At 73.0% G+C, this 18531-nt stretch carries 22 protein-coding genes; 14 read left to right on the forward strand and 8 right to left on the reverse strand.

What is annotated here, in order from left to right; genetic code table 11:
- Positions 1-144 precede the first annotated feature (144 nt).
- From ACQPYX_RS24510 to ACQPYX_RS24560, 11 genes are all read left to right on the forward strand, one after another.
- A complete protein-coding gene (locus tag ACQPYX_RS24510; protein ID WP_433799874.1) occupies positions 145-1308 on the forward strand; it encodes a quinone oxidoreductase family protein in 1164 nt (387 codons plus the stop codon).
- Positions 1305-2234 (forward strand): fumarylacetoacetate hydrolase family protein, encoded by a 930-nt coding sequence (locus ACQPYX_RS24515; protein WP_433799875.1) that lies wholly within the window; start codon positions 1305-1307, stop codon positions 2232-2234. Before ACQPYX_RS24510 ends, ACQPYX_RS24515 begins: the two co-directional genes overlap by 4 nt.
- Complete coding sequence (locus ACQPYX_RS24520; protein ID WP_433799877.1) at positions 2231-2971, forward strand: SDR family NAD(P)-dependent oxidoreductase; 741 nt, start codon at positions 2231-2233, stop codon at positions 2969-2971. Before ACQPYX_RS24515 ends, ACQPYX_RS24520 begins: the two co-directional genes overlap by 4 nt.
- Positions 2972-2999: 28 nt before the next feature.
- Positions 3000-3905, forward strand: a complete 906-nt coding sequence (locus tag ACQPYX_RS24525) for a VOC family protein (RefSeq protein ID WP_433799878.1) — start codon at positions 3000-3002, stop codon at positions 3903-3905.
- 14 nt (positions 3906-3919) lie between these two features.
- On the forward strand, positions 3920-4381 hold the full coding sequence (locus ACQPYX_RS24530) for an AtaL-like protein (RefSeq protein ID WP_433799879.1): 462 nt from the start codon (positions 3920-3922) through the stop codon (positions 4379-4381).
- Complete coding sequence (locus tag ACQPYX_RS24535; protein ID WP_433799880.1) at positions 4378-4764, forward strand: nuclear transport factor 2 family protein; 387 nt, start codon at positions 4378-4380, stop codon at positions 4762-4764. Before ACQPYX_RS24530 ends, ACQPYX_RS24535 begins: the two co-directional genes overlap by 4 nt.
- Positions 4764-5957 carry an FAD-dependent monooxygenase gene (locus tag ACQPYX_RS24540; protein ID WP_433799881.1) on the forward strand — a complete coding sequence of 398 codons (1194 nt, stop codon included), beginning with the start codon at positions 4764-4766 and terminating at the stop codon, positions 5955-5957. The genes ACQPYX_RS24535 and ACQPYX_RS24540 overlap by 1 nt, the downstream gene beginning before the upstream one ends.
- Positions 5954-6976 carry a VOC family protein gene (locus ACQPYX_RS24545; protein WP_433799882.1) on the forward strand — a complete coding sequence of 341 codons (1023 nt, stop codon included), beginning with the start codon at positions 5954-5956 and terminating at the stop codon, positions 6974-6976. Before ACQPYX_RS24540 ends, ACQPYX_RS24545 begins: the two co-directional genes overlap by 4 nt.
- The gene (locus ACQPYX_RS24550; RefSeq protein ID WP_433799883.1) at positions 6963-7733 is read left to right on the forward strand and encodes an IclR family transcriptional regulator; all 771 of its coding nucleotides are present in this window, start codon (positions 6963-6965) and stop codon (positions 7731-7733) included. Before ACQPYX_RS24545 ends, ACQPYX_RS24550 begins: the two co-directional genes overlap by 14 nt.
- 24 nt (positions 7734-7757) lie before the next feature.
- Entirely contained in the window at positions 7758-8591 is an 834-nt protein-coding gene (locus tag ACQPYX_RS24555) for a mycofactocin-coupled SDR family oxidoreductase (protein ID WP_433799884.1), read from the forward strand.
- A 144-nt stretch (positions 8592-8735) separates the two neighbouring features.
- Entirely contained in the window at positions 8736-9560 is an 825-nt protein-coding gene (locus ACQPYX_RS24560; protein ID WP_433803796.1) for an LLM class flavin-dependent oxidoreductase, read from the forward strand.
- A 53-nt stretch (positions 9561-9613) separates the two neighbouring features.
- Here the strand turns inward: ACQPYX_RS24560 and ACQPYX_RS24565 are convergent, their stop codons facing one another.
- Positions 9614-10498, reverse strand: coding sequence for an alpha/beta fold hydrolase (locus ACQPYX_RS24565; protein WP_433799885.1), 885 nt, complete (start codon positions 10496-10498; stop codon positions 9614-9616).
- Positions 10499-11755 carry a serine hydrolase domain-containing protein gene (locus ACQPYX_RS24570; protein WP_433799886.1) on the reverse strand — a complete coding sequence of 419 codons (1257 nt, stop codon included), beginning with the start codon at positions 11753-11755 and terminating at the stop codon, positions 10499-10501.
- Positions 11756-12016: 261 nt separating this feature from the next.
- Between ACQPYX_RS24570 and ACQPYX_RS24575 the strand changes: the two genes are divergently transcribed.
- Positions 12017-12940 (forward strand): hypothetical protein, encoded by a 924-nt coding sequence (locus tag ACQPYX_RS24575; protein ID WP_433799887.1) that lies wholly within the window; start codon positions 12017-12019, stop codon positions 12938-12940.
- A 39-nt stretch (positions 12941-12979) separates the two neighbouring features.
- Here the strand turns inward: ACQPYX_RS24575 and ACQPYX_RS24580 are convergent, their stop codons facing one another.
- Positions 12980-13450 (reverse strand): TetR-like C-terminal domain-containing protein, encoded by a 471-nt coding sequence (locus tag ACQPYX_RS24580; RefSeq protein ID WP_433799888.1) that lies wholly within the window; start codon positions 13448-13450, stop codon positions 12980-12982.
- Positions 13435-13899 carry an RrF2 family transcriptional regulator gene (locus ACQPYX_RS24585; protein ID WP_433803797.1) on the reverse strand — a complete coding sequence of 155 codons (465 nt, stop codon included), beginning with the start codon at positions 13897-13899 and terminating at the stop codon, positions 13435-13437. Before ACQPYX_RS24585 ends, ACQPYX_RS24580 begins: the two co-directional genes overlap by 16 nt.
- A gap of 85 nt (positions 13900-13984) precedes the next feature.
- On the opposite strand from ACQPYX_RS24585, the gene ACQPYX_RS24590 reads away from it, so the two are divergent.
- Positions 13985-14746 carry an SDR family oxidoreductase gene (locus ACQPYX_RS24590; RefSeq protein WP_433799889.1) on the forward strand — a complete coding sequence of 254 codons (762 nt, stop codon included), beginning with the start codon at positions 13985-13987 and terminating at the stop codon, positions 14744-14746.
- A 74-nt stretch (positions 14747-14820) separates the two neighbouring features.
- Positions 14821-15684, forward strand: coding sequence for an alpha/beta fold hydrolase (locus ACQPYX_RS24595; protein WP_433799890.1), 864 nt, complete (start codon positions 14821-14823; stop codon positions 15682-15684).
- Between the two features lie 4 nt (positions 15685-15688).
- On the opposite strand, the gene ACQPYX_RS24600 is transcribed toward ACQPYX_RS24595, so the two are convergent.
- The 4 genes from ACQPYX_RS24600 to ACQPYX_RS24615 form a co-directional block, all read right to left on the reverse strand.
- Positions 15689-16339, reverse strand: a complete 651-nt coding sequence (locus ACQPYX_RS24600) for a cation transporter (RefSeq protein ID WP_433803798.1) — start codon at positions 16337-16339, stop codon at positions 15689-15691.
- Between the two features lie 41 nt (positions 16340-16380).
- A complete protein-coding gene (gene cmtR, locus ACQPYX_RS24605; RefSeq protein WP_433799891.1) occupies positions 16381-16713 on the reverse strand; it encodes a Cd(II)/Pb(II)-sensing metalloregulatory transcriptional regulator CmtR in 333 nt (110 codons plus the stop codon).
- A gap of 63 nt (positions 16714-16776) precedes the next feature.
- Positions 16777-17139, reverse strand: coding sequence for a DUF1636 family protein (locus tag ACQPYX_RS24610; protein WP_433799893.1), 363 nt, complete (start codon positions 17137-17139; stop codon positions 16777-16779).
- Positions 17140-17222: 83 nt separating this feature from the next.
- Entirely contained in the window at positions 17223-18521 is a 1299-nt protein-coding gene (locus ACQPYX_RS24615; RefSeq protein WP_433799894.1) for an amidohydrolase family protein, read from the reverse strand.
- Positions 18522-18531: the final 10 nt, after the last annotated feature.

An 18531-nucleotide genomic window follows, 5' to 3' on the forward strand; every position in this document is an offset into this window, starting at 1 on the left:
TTCGTACTTCCGATCATCGTCGCAAAGTGCGTACAGTTTGCCTCACAGCACCGGCAGGTTCACCGGACGTCCGGTCGCCGTCACCGCTCCGAGCAGGCATGGCTGCCGTTCGTGCTCCACCCCGCCCGAACCAGGAGGACACAGATGTCCGAAGCGCTGCTCGCCCAGCAGTCGTGGCCGACGGTTAGCGACCGCCCGGACGCGCTGCCGGCCCGGATGCAGGCCGTCGGCTTCGACCGCTTCGGCGACCCGGACGTCCTGACCCTCCGGGAGGTGGATACACCCGACCTCGGTCCCGGTCAGGTCGCGATCCGCGTGGCCGCCGTGAGCGTCGGCCGCCTGCTCGACGTGAGCGCCCGGGCCGGCACGCACCCCTACGCCCACATCGCGCTCCCCCACGTCCCGGGCGCCGAGCACGCCGGCACGGTCGCCGCCGTGGCGGCCGACGTCACGACCCTGCGGGTCGGTGACCACGTCGCCGTCCTCCCGGTCCTCACGTGCGGCGAGTGCGCCGCCTGCGCGGCCGGCGCGACCGAGGCGTGCGCCACCGCCCGCATCCTGGGCCTGCACGTGCCCGGCGCCTACGCCGAGTACACGGTGGTGCCCGCGGGCAACGCGTTCGTCGTGCCGGAGGGCGTCGGCCCCGAGCAGGCCGCGGCCCTGGCCCTCGCGGGCCCGGTCGCCCAGAACCAGTTCGACGAGGCGGGCCTGGCCCCCGGCGAGTGGGTGCTGGTCCACGGCGCGTCGTCCGCGCTCGGCTCGCTCACCGCGGCCCTCGCGCTGCACCGCGGCGCCCGGGTGATCGCCACGTCCCGCTCGCAGGACAAGCGGGTGCGCCTCGAGGCCCTGGGGGCCGCCGCGGTGCTCGACCCGCTCGCGCCGGACTTCGCCGACCGGGTCCGCGAGGCGACCGGCGGCGCCGGGGTCGACCTCGTGGTCGACGACCTCGGCCACCCCGACATCTGGAACGCCACCATGGAGGTCCTCGCGGTCCGCGGCCGCGTCGTGACCTCCGGCGCCTTCCTGGGCGGCCGGGTCGAGCTCGACCTGCTGCGCCTCTACTCCCGCTCGCAGCGGATCGTCGGCGTGCGCAGCGGCAACGCGCGCAGCGCCCGCCGACTCTGGGCGGCCGTGGCCGAGGGCTTCCGGCCCCTGCTCGACCGCTCCTACCCCGTCACCGCGGCGGCCGAGGCACACCGTCACCTCGAGGACTCCGCGAACACCGGCCGGGTCGTGCTCACGACGGCCGACGAGGACTGGGCCGGCGACCGCGCCGCGACCCCGAACACCGGAGAGGCCCACTCATGACCTGGTCCCTGGTCACCTACCGCACCCCCGGGAGCGTCGACACCGCCGTCGGGCTCCGCGAGACCGACGGCACGGTCCGCGCCCTGCCCGGGTTCGCAGGCCGCACCCTGCTCGACCTGCTCGGCGACTGGGACGCCGTCGCCCCCGAGCTGCGCCGCCTGCCGGTGGCCGACCTCGAGGTCGTCCCCGGCGTCCGGCTCGAGGCGCCGGTCCAGTACCCGCCCAAGGTCATCTGCGCCGGCGCGAACTACTTCGCACACCTGGCCGAGATGGGCGTGCCCCGGCCCGACCCCGTCGGGGCGCCCTACTTCTTCCTCAAGCCGCCCACCACGACCGTCGTCGGCTCGGAGGACGCGATCGTGCTCCCCGACCGGCCGGACCGCAGGATCGACTGGGAGGCCGAGCTCGGCGTGGTGATCGGACGCCGCGCCCGCGACCTCGACGAGTCGGAGGTGGCCGCGGTCGTCGCGGGCTACACCGTGGTCAACGACGTCTCGGCCCGCGACCGCCTCGCCCGCGCCGACGCCGTCGCCCCGCCGTTCGGGTTCGACTGGACCTCGGCCAAGGGCGAGGACACGTTCTGCCCCACCGGCCCGGGCGTCACCCCGGCCTGGTTCGTCGCCGACCCGCAGGACCTGCGCATCACGCTGAGCGTCAACGGCGTGGTGAAGCAGGACTCCAGCACCGCGGACATGATGAACGGCGTGTTCGCGGTGGTCGCCGCGGCCAGCCGGATCATGACGCTCGAACCGGGCGACGTCGTCGCGACCGGCAGCCCCGCCGGCGTGGGCGCCCCCCGCGGGGACTTCCTCGCCGACGGCGACGAGGTCGTCGTCGAGATCGGCGAGCTCGGCCGGCTGCGCAATCCCGTCGTCGACCCCGCCGCCCAGGCCGCGACGGTCGAGCCGGCCCGGGTGACCGCGTGAGCGCCGACCTCGAGGGGCGGGTCGCCCTCGTCACCGGCGCCGCCGGCGGCATCGGCCGCGCCAGTGCCCTCGCCTTCGCCGCCCGTGGTGCCGCCGTCGTGGTGTGCGACCTCGTCGACCCGGTGGACACTGCCACCGAGATCGAGGCCTTGGGCACGAAGGCCCTGCCGATCCGCCTCAACGTCGCCGACCGCGACGCCGTGCACGCGGCCGTCGACCTCGCGGTCCGCACCTTCGGTCGCCTCGACGCCGCGCACAACAACGCAGGCACGTTCGCGGTCGCCCCGCTCGCCGAGCTCGGGCGGGACGACTGGGACCGCGTCCTCGCGGTCAACGTCACCGGGGTCCTCGTCGGGATGCAGGCCCAGATCCCGCACCTGCTCGCCACCGGTGGCGCGATCGTCAACACCGCGTCGATCTGGTCGGAGCAGGCCGCTCCCGCCCAGGCCGCCTACGTCGCGAGCAAGCACGCGGTCGTAGGGCTCACCCGGGCCGCCGCGGTCGACCACGGCGCCCAGGGCGTCCGCGTCAACGCCGTCGCCCCCGGACCGATCCGCACCGCCATGACCGCCGCCGTGCCCGACGAGGCCATGGCCCCGGTCATCGGCCGCACCACGCTGGGTCGCTACGGCGAGCCCCCCGAGGTGGGCGAGGCCGTCGTCTGGCTGTGCTCTCCCGCCGCCCGCTACGTCAACGGGGTCGTCCTGCCCGTCGACGGCGGTTACCTCGCCGCCTGATCCGCCCGCATCCGAGAGGAGAACCGCGATGGACACCGGCACCGCCGCCGGCCGCGTCACCAAGGTCGGCTACGTCGAGTTCACGACCCCCGACGTCGACCGCCTGGTCGAGTACTACGAGCGCTGTCTCGGCCTGCACGTCGAGGACCGGTCGCCCGACCTCGCCTACCTGACCACCGGGCTCGAGCACCACAGCGTGGTCATCCGCCGCGGCGACGCCGCCGCCCGCTCCAGCGTCGGGTTCGAGGTCGCCGGTTCGCTCGACGACGCCGGCAAGCGCTTCGCCGACGCCGGCTACGAGGTCTCGCGCCGCTCCGACGTCGCTCCGAGCACCCCGGACGTCCTGGTCCTCGCCGAGCCCGGCACGGACGTGCCGCTGCACCTCTACGAGTCGCAGCCCACGAGCTCCGACGAGGGCCCGGCCCCCGCCCACCGGCCGACCAAGCTCGGCCACGTCGCGGCCTTCACCCCGTCGCTCGACCGGATCCAGGGCTTCTACCAGGACCTGCTCGGGTTCCGCTGGTCGGACACCATCGGGGACTTCTTCGTCTTCCTGCGCTGCAACGCCGACCACCACGCCGCGAACTTCCTCCAGAGCACGAAGTACACCGGTATGCACCACGTCGCGTACGAGATGCGCAACCTCGACCACCTGCAGACCGCGCTGGACCACCTGGCCCGGCACGACTACCGGCTGCACTGGGGGCCCGGCCGCCACGGCCCCGGGCACAACGTCTTCACCTACCACCGCGACCCCGACGGCAACACGATCGAGCTCTTCACCCAGCTCGACCAGATGCTCGACGAGGACGCCGGCCACTTCGACCCCCGCCCCTGGCACACCGACCGGCCGCAGGTCCCCAAGACCTGGGAGGTCGACGTCGCGACCGCGAACTCCTGGGGCCCCGTCCTGCCCGAGATCCTCGACCACTGACCCCGGAGACCACCATGATCTACAGCGAACTCGAACTGCCCGCCAACCCGCCCGGCGAGGTCACCCTCGACCGGCAGCGCATCTGGGAGGGCCTGGAGCAGAAGGCCCTCGACGCCGTGCCCTACGTCGAGGCGATCACCGCCTGCCGCGAGATCGCGCGGCTCTCCGACACCGTGTTCGACCGCGAGATCGAGCTCGGCGGCGCCCGCTACGTCGAGCGGGTCTGGCTGGAGGCCCCGAACCGGGTCGTGTTCACGCGCACCGACGGACCGGTCCTCGGGACCATCACCAACGAGATCGTCGAGCACGACGGCGAGCTCGGGCTGCGGTTCCGCTTCGCCCTCGTGATCCGGCCCGGCGACGAGCTCCCGATCTCCGAGGCCGAGCTCGCCGAGCAGATGGTCGGCGCCTACCAGGCCGCCGTAGAGACCACCCTCGCCGCCGTCCGGACCCGCGTCGCGGAGCCGGCCCGATGAGCGGCACGACGACCGCCCACGTCGACGCCCCGGCGTGGCTGGTCGACTTCTACCACGCCGTCGACGCGCTCGACCTCGAGGGCACGCTCGCGGGGTTCGCCCCCGACGCGACCATGCGCTACGGCTCGATGGAGCCCATGGTGGGCCGGGAGGCCGTGCGCGGCGGGCTGACCTGGCTCTACACCTACTACCGCGGGATCCGCCACGAGTTCCGGCACGTGTGGGTCAGCGGCGGCACCGTGGTCCTCGAGGCCACCGTGACCTACGGGCACCCGGACGGCCGCGAGGTGTCCGTGCCGGTGGTGTCGATCCTCGAGCACCGCGACGGCATCGTCGACGACCTGCGGATCTTCCTCGACCCGAGCCCGATCGAGGTCGGCTGATGGGGCGCCCGGACGTCGCGATCGTCGGCGGCGGCATCGGCGGGCTGACCCTCGGCCTCGCGCTGCGCCGCCACGGGATCCGCGCCCGGATCTACGAGCAGGCGCCCGAGCTCGGCGAGGTCGGGGCCGCGGTGGCCCTGGCCGCGAACGGCACCCGCGTCCTGCGCGAGCTCGGGCTCGAGCCGGCCCTCGCTGCGGCGTCCACGGTCCCGACCGAGCTGGTGTACCGGCACTGGACCGGCCCGCGACTGGTCGACATCCCGGTCGGCGAGGGGTACGCCGCACAGTTCGGCGCGCCCTTCTGGGGCATCCACCGTGCCCGCCTGCAGGACGCCCTCGCCTCCGCCTGGGGCACCGAGGACCTCCACCTCGGCAAGGAGCTCGTCGACGTCGAGATGCTCGGCGGCCGCACCCGGCTCACCTTCGCCGACGGCACGGACACCACGGCGACGCTCGTCGTCGGCGCCGACGGCATCCGCTCCCGCGTCCGGGCCCGCATCGCCGACGAGGCACCCGTCTACTCCGGCGCGAGCGGGTTCCGCGGCCTGGTGCCCCGCTCGGCGGTGCCGGAGCTCCCCGACCCCGACGCCGTGCAGTTCTGGATGGGCCCCGGCGCCCACGTCCTGCACTACGCCATCGGCGACGTCGTCAACTTCCTCGCCGTCGTCGATGGGCCGGACCCCTGGCCCGGCCCCGGAGGGATGATCCCCGCCGCTCCGGGCGAGCTCGAAGAGGCGTTCCGGGACTGGCACCCTGCGGTCCGGGCCCTGCTCGGGGCCGTGCCGCAGAGCCCGCGGTGGGGCCTGTTCGCGCTCCCGCCGCTCCCACGCTGGAGCGCCGACCGGATGGTCCTGCTCGGGGACGCCGCGCACGCGATGGTCCCCCACCACGGCCAGGGCGCCAACCTGACCCTGGAGGACGCCGCGGTGCTCGCCGACCTCCTCGCCGACACCACCTCGGACGCCGATCTCCCCGCCGCGCTGGCGACCTACGAACGACTCCGGCGCTGCCGCACCCGACAGGTCGCCCGCAGCGCCTGGGTCACCTCTCCGCTGCTGCACCTGCCCGACGGCCCGGCCGCCCGGGCCCGCGACCGCCGCCTCGCCGACCTCGTCGAGGACTTCAGCTGGATCCACGCCTATGACCACCGCGAGCCCGCCGGGCTCCGTACCCGACGGAAGGCCTCCGCATGACCACCGCCGACGCCTCCGCCGCTCGCTTCGAGCTGGCGCACATGGCCCACGCCGAGCTGTACACCCCCGACCTCGAGGGCAGCCTCTGGTTCTTCACCCAGCTGCTCGGGATGCGCGAGACCGCCCGCCACCAGGGCTCGGTCTACCTGCGCTGCTACGAGGACCCCTACCACCACAGCCTCAAGCTCACCGAGCGCGACACGCCCGGTCTGGGCAACGTCGGCTGGCGCACCACCTCCGCCGACGCCCTCGAGCGGCGCGCGGCCGCCCTCGACGCCGCCGGTCTCGGCCTGGGGTGGACGAAGGGCGACGTCGGGGTCGGCCGGACGTTCGCCTTCCAGAGCCCCGACGGGCACCCGATGGAGCTCGTCTGGGACGTCGAGAAGTACCAGGCCCCGCGTGAGCTGCAGAGCCGCATCCTCACCCGCCGCTCCAAGCGGCCCTTGCAGGGCCTGCCGCCGCGGCGCCTCGACCACGTCAACCTCATGGCCTCCGACGTCACGCTGCAGAAGGAGCTCTTCGAGCAGACCCTCGGCTTCGGCACCCGCGAGCGGGTGATCGACGGCGCCGGCGGCGGGACCGAGATCGGGGCCTGGATGAGCGTCAACGTGCTCGGGCACGAGATGGCGATCATGCGCGACCAGACCGGCACGAAGGGGCGGCTGCACCACCTCGCCTTCTGGTACGGCGTACCCCAGCACAACAGCGACGCCGCCGAGCTCTGCCGCGAGTACGGCATCCAGATCGAGGCCGGCCCGGACGTGCACGGCATCACCCAGGGCGCGTTCCTCTACGTCTTCGAGCCCGGCGGCAACCGCATCGAGCTGTTCGGCAACTCCGGGATCCTGCAGTTCGAACCCGACCACGAGACCGTCACGTGGGACCTCGCCGACTTCGACACCGGCCTCGCGATCGGCGGCGGCACCCTGCCCGCCGAGACCTACTTCGTCTACGGCACCCCCGGCAACGAGGGCCAGGACAAGCTGCTCGACGGCTGGAAGGACCGTGCCCTCGTCTGAGGGCCGGTCCGCGGAGGCCGACCCGAACAGCGTCCTCGGCCGCAGCGTCGCCCTGCTCGGGGCGTTCCGCCCCGGCGACGACGCGCTCGGCCTCGCCGAGATCCACCGGCGGACCGGCATGCCGAAACCCACCGCCCACCGGCTGCTCGGACAGCTCGTCGCGTGGGGCCTGCTCGAGCGGGCCGACGACGGCTACCGGCTCGGCATGCGGCTCTACGAGCTCGGACAGCTCGTCCCCGCCCAGCACGGGATCGAGCAGCAGCTGACGCCGGTGGTGCACCGACTGCACGCCACGACCGGCCTCACCGTGCACCTCGCGGTCCTCGACCGCACCGAGGTCGTGTACCTGCACAAGCTCGACGCCGGGGGCGCGCCGCCGCTCGCCTCCCGGGTCGGGGGGCGGCTCCCCGCCCACGCCACCGCGGTGGGCAAGGCCGTCCTCGCCCACGCCCCGGCCCGGCAGACCCGGACCGTGCTCGACCACGGGTTGCGCCGCGTCTCACCGCGGACCGTCGTCGCCCCGAGCCTCTTCCTCGGCCAGCTCGACGCCGTCCGGAGCCGCGGCTACGCCCGCGAGGACGAGGAGTCGGCCGTCGGCGTGAGCTGCATCGCCGCCCCGATCTTCGGCGCCGACCACCACGCGGTCGCCGCCCTGTCCGTCACCGCCCGCACCCACGACGTCCGGACCTCCGCCCCGGTCCACGCGGTCCGCCGTGCCGCCGCCGAAGCCTCCCGCCTGCTCCGGGCGTCGGCCTGATCCATCGTCACGAAGGAGAACCCCATGGGCCACCGCATGGCCGGCAAGGTCGCGCTGATCTCCGGCGCCGCCCGCGGCCAGGGACGCCACCACGCCGTCCGGCTCGCCGAGGAAGGGGCCGACATCATCGCCTTCGACGTCGTCGGACCGGTGCCCGCCCAGGGTGCCCCGACCGCGACCCCGGAGGACCTGGCGGAGACCGTCGCCCTCGTCGAGAAGCTCGACCGCCGCATCGTGGCCCTCGAGGCCGACGTCCGGGACGCGGACGCCGTCACCGCGCTCGTCGACCGCGGGGTCGACGAGCTCGGCGGCCTCGACGTGGTCGTCGCGAACGCCGGCATCCAGGGCAACCCCGGCCCGGCCGCGTCGACCACACCCGAGGACTGGGCCGCGGTCATCGACACCAACCTCACCGGCGTCTTCCACACCGTCCGGCCGGCCATCCCCCACCTCGTCGCGCGCGGAGGCGGCTCGATCGTCATCACCAGCTCCTCGATCGGGCTGCGGTCCGTGCCGAACCTCGCGCCCTACGGCGCGGCCAAGGCCGGGCTGACCGGACTGATGAGGACCCTCGCGCTCGAGCTCGCCGAACACTCGATCCGCGTCAACACGATCAATCCGACGACGGTCGCGACGCCGATGCTGCTCAACCCCGTCAACTTCCGGCTCTTCCGGCCCGACCTCGAGGACCCGACCGAGGAGGACGCCCGCCCCGTCTACCGCACCCTGAACGCGCTGCCCGTCCCGTACGTCGAGCCCGACGACATCAGCAACGCCGTGCTCTTCCTCGCCTCCGACGAAGGCCGCTACATCACCGGTGTCGCCCTCCCCGTCGACGCGGGCTACGCCGTGAAGTGACCTCCAACGACTCACCGCCTGACCCCGTGTACGTCGAGGAAGGACGACCATGACCCTGCCGGTGCTCTTCGGCGCGAACGTCGATCCCGTCTGGCGTCCCCGGACGCCCCGGTACGACGCGCCCTGCTCGCGGAGCGACTCGGGCTGGACCTCGTCACGGTCCAGGACCATCCCTATCAGTCGGCCTTCTACGACTCCTGGACCCTGGTCACCCACCTGATGTCGCGCACCGAGCGCATCACCGTCGTGCCCACCGTGTCCTCACTGCCGCTGCGGCCGCCGGCCGTTCTGGCCAAGGCGGCGGCGAGCCTGGACCTGCTCTCCGGCGGCCGGCTGGAGCTCGGGCTCGGCGCGGGAGCGTTCTGGGAGGCCATCGAGGCGATGGGCGGCCCCCGCCGCAGCCCGAAGGAGGCGGTGGACGCCCTGACGGAGGCGGTCGAGGTCATCCGCGCCATGTGGAGCGGGGAGCACAGCGTCCGCGTTCCGGGCCGGCACTACGCGCTCGCCGGGGCCCACCCCGGGCCGACACCTCGTCCCGACCTCGGCCTCTGGCTCGGCGCCTACGGCCCCCGGACCCTTGCCCTGACCGGCGCCCACGGGGACGGATGGTTGCCCTCGCACGCCTTCCTCGGGCTCGATCGACTCGGCGATGCGGTGCAGCGGCTCGACGACGCCGCGCGAGGGGCCGGGCGGGACCCCGCCTCGCTCCGGAAGATCTACAACGTGGCCGGGCGCATCGGCCCGCAGGACCGCGGGCCCTTCGACGGACCGCCGGCGCGGTGGCGCGACGACATCCGGATCGCACTGACCGAGCACGGGATGAACGGCATCGTGTTCTGGCCGTGCGAGGACCACGAGCGGCAACTGCAGGTGTTCGCCGACGAACTCGTCCCCCTGGTGCGCCAGGACCTCCCCGATGACCGCCCTCGAGGCACGACCGACGCACCTGCCTCACCGGACGGGTCGTGACCTGAACGTCACCGTCGGCCGCGTCGCGCCTCGATGGCCGGGCCGACCCGATGTCAGCGGCCATCGACGGGGCCGATGCCGACGACCGCGTCCCGCACGACCCGCGCGACCCGCGACGGCTGGGACAGCGGCCCGAAGTGATCCGCTCCGTCGAGCACCACGGCGCCGCGTCCGAAGACCTCCCCGAGGGCGTCGCTCGCGGCGATCTGGTGCGGAGCGGACTCGTCGCCGCGGATCACGACGACGGGGCAGGTTACCTCGTGGAGCCGGCGGGCGAGATCGTGACCGTGGGCCCGGGCGAAGACCTGCGCCTCGACCTCGGGGAGGCACCGCAACGTGACCTGTCCGTCGTCGGTGTCGGCGAACCCGTGCTCGACGTAGGCGTGCAGCGCGGCCGCCGTGACCGTGTCGAACGGCGGCTTCCGCGCGAACGACGCGAGCGCCTCGGCGCGGCTGGAGAAGACGGCGCGACGCCTCGTCGTCATCTCCACCAGGGCCCGCTGGCTGTCGGTCAGGGCCGGGGGCACCGGGTCGAGCCCGGGGCGCAGCGCCGGCTCGAACAGCACCAGCAGCTCGAAACGCTCCGGGTGCGCCGCAGCCGCCATCAGCAGCGCCGTCGCCCCCGCCGAGTGCCCCACGCCGATCACGCCGGGACCGAGGTGGTCCGCCACGAGGGCCACGTCCCGCCCCATCCCGGCCCAGGCCAGGTCGTCGGACTCCGGCACCGGTGAGAGCCCGTGCCCCCGCAGGTCCAGCGCGTGGCACGACCAGGACGACAGATGGGCCGCGACCGGCGCCCACACGTGCCCGTGCAACCCCGTCGCATGGCTCATCAGCACGGCGGGTCCGGTCCCGCCCAGGTGACGCAGGGCCAACGGGGCGTCGTCCGGCCCGGCGAGCATCTCGACGTCCCCGACGACGAGGCCGACGTCTCCCACCTAGTCCTCGATCGCCCCGTACACGACGGCCCGGAAGTCGGCCTCGGGCAGATCGAAGCCCATCATGTGCTGCGTCATGAGCACGCCGACGACCTCCTCGACCGGGTCGACCCAGAAGTAGGTCTTCGCCGCGCCGGACCAGCCGAACTCCCCCGGCGAGCCGGCCATCTCGGTCTGGCCGATGTCCAGGGCGACGCGGGAGCCCAGACCGAACCCGTACCCGGGCACCGGGAGCCCGCCGAGCGAGAACGGGAGCAGCGCCGGGGCGAGGTGGTTGGTGTGCATCAGCTCCAGCGTCTTGCGCCCGATGATGCGGGTGCCGTCCTGGGCCTTCCCCGTGAGCAGCATCGTCGCGAACCGCAGGTAGTCCGAGGCCGTGCCGAACAGACCGTGGCCGCCGCGCTGGAAGACCTCCGGCGTGTCGCTGGGGTAGCTCGCCTCCACGTCCCGACGACGGGAATCGCCCGTGGCGAAGGCCATCGCGAGCTTGCTGATGGTCATGTCGCCGCCGACGATGTCCGGCAGCCCGTACATCGCGGCGAGGCGGTCGCGGGCCGTCTCGGGGACGCCGAAGGCCGTGTCGGTCATGCCGAGCGGCCCGAAGAGGCGCTCCTGGAGGAAGTCCCCGAGCTTCCGGCCCGAGATGACCTCGATCAGCCGGGCCGCGACGTCGATGCCCAGGCTGTAGTGCCACTGCGTCCCGGGCGCGAAGGCGAGCGGGAGCGTCGCGAGGACGTCGACGAACTGCTCCAGCGTGCGCGTCGCGTCGCTGTCGATCCGGTGCTCGCGGTACTGCTCCGACACCGGGAAGTCCTCGAGCCAGCTGTAGGTGAGCCCGCCGGTGTGCATCATGACGTCGCGGATCTGCAGGGGGCGCAGCGGCGACTGGTCCTCGAGTGTCCCGCCCGGCCCGGCGATCTTGGTCGCACCGAACGCCGGGATCCACGTCGCGACCGGGTCGACGAGCTGGAACCGGCCCTCCTCGTAGAGCGTCATCAGCGCGGTGCAGATGATCGGCTTGGTCATCGAGTACAGCCGGTAGATCGTGTTCTCCGCCAGCGGCACCTGCGCCTCACGGTCCTGCCACCCGATCAGCCCGGAATGGACCAGCTCGCCACGGCGGGACACCAGCGTCGCGAAACCGGGATAGCCCCGCTCGTCGACGTACTTCTGCAGCGCGGGTTCGATGCGCTCCAGCCGGTCGGAGCTCATCCCGACCGATTCCGCCGACGAGAGCCGGGATTCAACCTGCGTCATGCCGCACTCCTTCCACCGGGACCGGGGCTCACCCTAGGCCGCCGGCCACCTCGAACGGGGTGGACGACGAGGTCGGACACGGTCAGAGCCCGTCCGACCCACGACGTGACAGCGCTCACGCCGAGCCGGGCATGACGGATCCCGCCCCGAGCACGTCCCACCGGGGAACCATCCGATCCGGCCGGGCCCGCTCGCGGGCACGACCTCCGACCTCGTGTCCTCGGCAGCCCCGGCCGCCGCCTCCCCGGAGGTGAGCCGCCCATGTCCCCCGACCTCGGATCCCTACGTCTGCGCGCACTCACCGTCCCCGGGGTGGCCCGCCTCGCCGACCACCACGACGGGCTCGGGCCACCCCCACGCTCGACGACGCCCGGCGCCCTGCGCGTGTTCGACCGCCACGTCGAGATCGACCTCGTCCTGGCCGCCGACCACGACCGGGACGCGACGACCACCGCCATGCGTTCGGCCCTCGCACCGCTCCTCCCCGGGCGCACCATCGACGTCACCGTGATCGACGTCGAGACCGGTGCTCCCCACCCGCACACCGGCGGCGAGCACCCCGAACCGCACCTCGGGTCGCTCGAGATCGACACCACCGAGCCGCTCCACCACGTCCGGGCCGTCGCCGAGGTCGCCCTAGCCCACCTCGGGCCACTGGTGAGCGAAGGGCTGTCCGTCCCGCGACGGCGAGCACTCATCGGCATCTGCCGCATCCTCATCGCCTACGACGTCGACCCCGTCTCCCGGCGTGTGCTCACGGGTCAGCTCCGAGAACACCTCGCCGCCGCCGACGGCACCACCGGCCGGGACCTCGTCGAACAACTCGACCTCGTCGACGACATCGAGGCCCTGCACGGCCGACCCCACGAGCCGCTCATGTCCGGGATGAACGACTCCCGGGCCGAGGCGGACGAGGAGTTCCCGCTGCCCGACGGCATGGACGGACCGTCCGATACCGGACTGTCCTTCGGGCGGGGCGCCGACGGGAGCGACCCGTCGGTCCGGTACTTCACCGCCGAGCGGTTCGTCGTGGTGGTCTACGACCCGGAGACCGGGGAGGCCGACTCCTACGGTCCCTACGACGGCCGCGCCGCCGCGAGGGAGTGCCGACGACGACGAGCCGCGTTCGACGACGGCGATCTCGAGGACGTCGTCGTGGCCGTCGTCCCGCTGTGGGCGGGGTGACGGCCGAGCACGACCACCACTCGGCGCTCTCCCTCGTCGTCACGCGCCGGGATCCGTGGCGATCAGCTGCCACACGGTGTCCCCGACGCGCTCGGCGAAGGCCGATCCGCCGGGATCGCCGCGCAGGAACGCTCCGAAGAAGCCCCCGAAGCACATCGTGGTGAGGGTGTCGGCGTCGAGGTCGGCGCGGACGTGCCCGCGCTCCTGCAGGCCGGTGAGCACGTCGAGGAGCAGCCTCATCCGGTGCTCGACGGCCCGCTCCCCTACCAGGTCGAGCAGCTCCGGGGCCCGGGGCTGCTCCCCCGTGAACCCGCCCTGCCGGATGATCGCGTCCGGGTTGACGTAGCAGGGGTCGACGCGGCGGGCGGCCTCCCGGAACGCCTCGGGCGGCGACAGGGACGCCAGGTCGACGGTCGGATAGCTGTCGAGCTGGGCGCGGAACCCCCAGTCCAGCGCGTCCACCACCAGCTCGAACTTTCCCGGCCGGCGCTGGCTCAGCTCCGGAGCCACTCCCGCGCGCGGTCGAGCGTCCCCGGCAGGGCCGTGCTACCGACCTCTGCGGTCAGGTCGGCGATGGTGACCGCACGCAGCGAGTCCCGCCAGACCCGGTCGGCGGACCCCATCACGCGGGCGATCGGACACGGCACGACGCACCGCTCCTGCGGCACCGCCAGCGGCCCCCGCTGCCGCACCTCCGTGCACCGGAAGCCTGGTTCACCGTCGATCGCCTCGACCACGTCGAGGACCGTGACGTCCGCGGGGTCCCGCGTGAGCAGGTAGCCACCGGACTGCCCCTGCACGGCGCGCACCAGACCGGCCCGTGACAGCAGCTGGAGCTGTTTCGCCAGGTAGCTCGGGGAGACGTCGTGGAACTCCGCCAACTTCGCGGCCGGCACCGGGTCGGACGCACTGCCGAGGACGACGCAGCAGTGCAGCCCCCACTCGACCCCGCCGGACATCTTCACCACGCCACCGTACTTGACTCGGACACGGGAAGTCCGAGTAGGTTTTCGGACATCAGTTGTCCGAGTTGAGGAGGCAGTCATGCGGATCGTCGTCGTCGGGGGCACGGGACTCGTCGGGTCCACGCTCGTCGAGCTGCTACGCCGGCAGGGCCACGACGTCGTCGCCGCCTCGCCGTCGACCGGCGTGGACACGGTCACCCGCGAAGGCCTCGCCGAGACCCTGACCGGAGCCGACGCGGTCGTCGACCTCACCAACAGGACGACGTTCGAACCCGGCGCCATCACGGACTTCTTCACGACCTCCACCCGCAACCTGCTCGAGGCCGAGCGGCACGCAGGGGTGGGGCACCACGTGGTGCTCTCGATCGTCGGCGTCGACCGGATCTCCCACCCCGGCTACCTCGACGCCAAGGCCGCCCAGGAGCGCCTCGTCACGAACTCGGGCGTCCCGTTCACGATCGTCCGCGCGACGCAGTTCTTCGAGTTCCTGACGACGATCGGCGCCGGCCTGGCGCAGGGCGACGAGATCGTGCTCCCGGCCGCCGACCTCCAGCCGATCGCCGTGGCCGACGTCGCCGCCGCGCTCGCCGACGTCGTCACCGCCGCGCCGCTCGGCGGCGTCGTCGAGATCGCCGGACCGGAGCGCGGGACGTTCGCGCGGTTCGTCGACCCCGCCCTCCGGGCCCACCGTGACGAGCGCGCGGTCCGGTCCGAGCCCGACGCCGGGTACTTCGGAGTCCCGATCGTGCAGGACTCACTGGTTCCGCTCGGACCGGCACGCATCGGCTCGACGACCTTCGAGGACTGGTCCGTCGCCCCGTCCGCGCCGTCAGCGCCGTAGCCCTGGACTTCACAGGTCTGTGTAGTTACCGTGGCAGGCAGAACTTCACAGGCCTGTGTAGAGGGGTGGTCGTCGTGCCGGACGAAGCGGTGGACCAGAGCGTGGACTGGACGCTGAGCGAGGGCGTCGAGACCGACGAGGGGACCGTGCGCTGGGCGCGCCTGGGCGACGGGGACGGAACCCCTGTCGTGCTGGTGCACGGGACCCCGTACTCCTCGTTCCTCTGGCGCGACATCGCCCCCGCCCTCGCCCGCTCCCGCCCGGTGTACGTCTTCGACCACCTCGGCTACGGACAGTCCGAGCAGCGCGAAGGACAGGACCTGACGATCGCCGCACAGGCCCGCCGCTTCGCCCGACTCCTCCAGCACTGGGGACTCGACGAGCCCAGCGTGGTCGCCAACGACATCGGCGGCGCCATCGTCCTGCGCGCCCACCTGCTCGAATCCGCCCGCTACCGGAACCTGACCATCTTCGACGCCGTCAGCGGCGGCCACTGGGAACGCGGACTGTTCGCCCTCATGCGCGAGCACCCCGACGTCTTCGACGCCCTACCCGGCTACGCCCACGAAGCCCTCGTCGCCGCCCACCTGCGCAACGCCAGCCAGAAGGGCCTGCGCCCCGAGGTGCTCGAGGCGTTCCTCGCACCCTGGCGCGGCGCCGCGGGTCAGGCCGCCTACTACCGGCAGTACCGCCAGCTCACCGAAGCCGACACCCGCCCCTACGAACCCCTGCTCGGCGACATCACCATCCCGGTGCGCCTGCTCTGGGGCACCCACGACCGCATCCTGCCCCCGGAGTACGGCACCTGGCTCCACGAACACATCCCCCACGCCGAGATGCACTGGATCGACGACGCCGGCCACCTCCTGCAGGAGGACGCACCCGCCCGGCTGGTGGCCCACCTCCTCGCCGACCCACCAGCGGGTCCGGGCCGGTAGGGCGTCAGCAGCAGTGCTCGCCGCGCCAGGCCGTGCGCCCCTCCTTGACGGCCACGGCGGCGATGACGAGTGCGACGACCGGGTCGGCCAGGCTCCATCCGAACAGGGCGTTGAGGACGAGGCCGAGCAGCAGCACCCCGGACAGGTAGGTGCACAGCATCGTCTGCCTGCTGTCGGCCACCGCGGAGTGGGAGCCGAGTTCGCGGCCCGCGCGGCGCTGCGCGGCGGATAGGAACGGCATGACGAGCAGGCTGAGGGCGGCGAGGACGATGCCGACGGTCGAGGGCTCCGGGTCGCCGGCGCCGAGCAGCGTGCGCACCGACTCGACGCTCACGTAGACCGCCAGCGCGAAGAACGAGCACGCGATGACCCGCAGGGCGACCCGCTCGCGCGCGTCGGGGTCCGGACCGGCGAACTGCCACGCCACAGCAGCGGCCGACGCCACTTCGATGACGGAGTCCAGGCCGAAGCCGACCAGCGCGGACGACGAGGCGACGGTCCCCGCCGAGATGGCGACGACGGCCTCGACCACGTTGTAGCTGATCGTGGCGGCGACCAGGAGCCGTACGCGTCGGGCGAGGACGGCCCGGCGGCCCTCATCTCCCCCGGTCCGCGGAGCAGCATCGGCACAGCACGGCTTCTCGCAGGCGGCCACCGGGACCGACGGCGTCGACCGGGACGCGGCTTCGTCGGTGCTCACGCGTGGGCCTCCGCCTCGTCGAGGCACGCATCGGTCGTCGACACGGCGAGCACGACACCGGCCAGTTCACGAAGGGCCGCCGCGAGGTGCGGATCGGCGAGGTCGTACCGGGTCTGACGACCTTCCAGCGATGCCACCACCAGCCCGCATCCACGCAGGCAGGCCAGGTGGTTGGACACGTTGGACCGTGACAGTCCGAGGTCCGCGGCGAGCCGGGCGGGATACGCGGGCCCGTCGAGCAGGGCCACCAGCAGGCGGCATCGCGTCGGGTCGGCCAGAGCGCGACCCACCCGGGCCAGCGCTGCCTCTCGCGTCTCACCGGTCAGCACCCGCTGAACTGTACAGCCGGCGATGAACTGCGAAAGGGCTCACGACTCGAGGCCGCCGTCTCGTCAGCACCCGAAGCGGCCGGAGCTCATCGGAAGCCGCTTGTCGGTGACGGCGGAGATGCGTCCGGCCAGGGAGTCGGGGACGACCCAGTCCTCCGGCATGCCGGTGGGGCTCGCGTCGTAGGCGACGGTGGCCTCGAGGAGGTCGTCGGCGTCGTCGGCGGTGAGGTGGGAGAACCGGACGCGAGGTTTGCCGGGGCCGTCGAGGGCGGCGTTGCCGGTGTGGGGGCAGCCGCCGACGCAGGGGACGTGGCGGACGCGGATACCGCGGGCGGGCGCCGCGGCGAGGGCGGGATCGAGGGCGTCGCCGAAGGAGCCGCTGTCGGGCTCGTAGCGGGGGCAGGTGCGGCAGACGAGCAGCGGCACGGCGGGAGGACCTTCCGAAGGGGGCACGCCGCGGCGGGCGCCACCGGGGGTGACGCCCGCCGCGGGTCGGTGGTGCGCGAGGGTCAGGGACGGGCCTCGACGTACTCGCGGGTCTTCTCGCTGATCGGGCCGGCCGGGTCGTCCAGGGCGCTGTGGTCCGCCAGCGGCGAGTCCGCCTTGTGGAACGTCCCGTCCTTCATGATCGCGTGCAGCTTGTCGTGGTCCTGCAGCACCGTGATGTCGGCCAGCGGGTCACCGTCGACGAGGATCAGGTCGGCGAGGTAGCCGGGCTGGACCTTCCCGAGCTCGTCCGGGCGCAGCATGATCTCTCCACCCCACGCGGTGGCCGAGATGATGGCCTCCATCGGCGTGAAGCCGAGGCGCTCGACGAAGTGCTCGAGGTCGCGGGCGTAGGTGCCGTGCGGGGTCCAGGCGAACCCGTAGTCACCGCCGGGCAACAGCTTGATGCCCCGCTTGTGCATCTCGCGCAGGCCCTCGGTGGCCATCTCGAGTTCCTTCTTGTAGCCGACGGCCTCGGCCGCCTCCTGCGGGAACCCGAACGCCTCGGCTTCGTAGAGGGTCGCGACGAGCCAGTTGATGCCGGGGGCGACGAACACCCAGTCCTTGTTGGCCTCGAGCATGTCCATGCCCTCGGCGTCGGTGAAGGAGGCGTGGTAGATGATGTCGACCTTGTTCCGCACGCACATCTTCACGCTCTCGGCGGAGCGCGCGTGGGCGCAGACGCGCTTCCCGCGGCGGTGGGCCTCCGTGACCGCGGCCGCGACCTCCTCGTCGGAGAAGTAGGTGTCCTCGGCGCGCTGGGTGCCGGTGATCTCCTCACCGGTCATCGACAGCTTGATCTGGTCGACGCCGATGTCGATGAGCTCGCGGACCGCCTTGCGCATGCCCTCCGGGCCGTCGGCGAACTTGGTGATCGACTTGATCAGCGCGCCGCCGGTCACGGCGATCTCGGGGCCGTTGGCGAGGTAGCGCGGGCCCGGGATGCGCCCGGCGTTGATCGCGTCGCGGCACACGACGTCGAGGCGCTCCTTGGCCGAGGCGGCGCCGAGACACATCGTGTAGCCGGAGTCGATGTACTTCTTCGCCGACTCGACGGCGAAGAGCAGGTGCTCCTCGACCGGCATCGTGCCCAGGCCGTCGAGGTCGGCGGAGTTGTTCCAGGTGAAGTGCGTGTGCGCGTCGCAGAGCCCGGACATCAGCGTGCGTCCGCGGCCCTCGACGACCTGCGCGTCCCGGGCGCGGTCCTCGGAGACGGTGCCGACGGCGGCGATGCGGTCGTCCTCCACGAGGACGTCACCGGGATAGGGATCGGCTCCGGTGGAGTCGAGGATGGAGACGTTGCGGAACAGGACCTTGCTCATGGTTGGGGGC

It is taken from the genome of Actinomycetospora sp. CA-084318 (assembly GCF_050955885.1).
GTDB lineage: Bacteria > Actinomycetota > Actinomycetes > Mycobacteriales > Pseudonocardiaceae > Actinomycetospora.

Bases quoted from the DNA above. Each gene is read 5' to 3' on its own strand.
- ACQPYX_RS24535 (WP_433799880.1), top strand. From the start codon at position 4,378: ATGAGCGGCACGACGACCGCCCACGTCGACGCCCCGGCGTGGCTGGTC.
- ACQPYX_RS24510 (WP_433799874.1), top strand. From the start codon at position 145: ATGTCCGAAGCGCTGCTCGCCCAGCAGTCGTGGCCGACGGTTAGCGAC.
- ACQPYX_RS24555 (WP_433799884.1), top strand. From the start codon at position 7,758: ATGGGCCACCGCATGGCCGGCAAGGTCGCGCTGATCTCCGGCGCCGCC.
- ACQPYX_RS24585 (WP_433803797.1), bottom strand. From the start codon at position 13,899: ATGTCCGGCGGGGTCGAGTGGGGGCTGCACTGCTGCGTCGTCCTCGGC.
- ACQPYX_RS24530 (WP_433799879.1), top strand. From the start codon at position 3,920: ATGATCTACAGCGAACTCGAACTGCCCGCCAACCCGCCCGGCGAGGTC.
- ACQPYX_RS24570 (WP_433799886.1), bottom strand. From the start codon at position 11,755: ATGACGCAGGTTGAATCCCGGCTCTCGTCGGCGGAATCGGTCGGGATG.
- ACQPYX_RS24575 (WP_433799887.1), top strand. From the start codon at position 12,017: ATGTCCCCCGACCTCGGATCCCTACGTCTGCGCGCACTCACCGTCCCC.
- ACQPYX_RS24540 (WP_433799881.1), top strand. From the start codon at position 4,764: ATGGGGCGCCCGGACGTCGCGATCGTCGGCGGCGGCATCGGCGGGCTG.
- ACQPYX_RS24545 (WP_433799882.1), top strand. From the start codon at position 5,954: ATGACCACCGCCGACGCCTCCGCCGCTCGCTTCGAGCTGGCGCACATG.
- ACQPYX_RS24590 (WP_433799889.1), top strand. From the start codon at position 13,985: ATGCGGATCGTCGTCGTCGGGGGCACGGGACTCGTCGGGTCCACGCTC.
- ACQPYX_RS24525 (WP_433799878.1), top strand. From the start codon at position 3,000: ATGGACACCGGCACCGCCGCCGGCCGCGTCACCAAGGTCGGCTACGTC.
- ACQPYX_RS24615 (WP_433799894.1), bottom strand. From the start codon at position 18,521: ATGAGCAAGGTCCTGTTCCGCAACGTCTCCATCCTCGACTCCACCGGA.
- ACQPYX_RS24515 (WP_433799875.1), top strand. From the start codon at position 1,305: ATGACCTGGTCCCTGGTCACCTACCGCACCCCCGGGAGCGTCGACACC.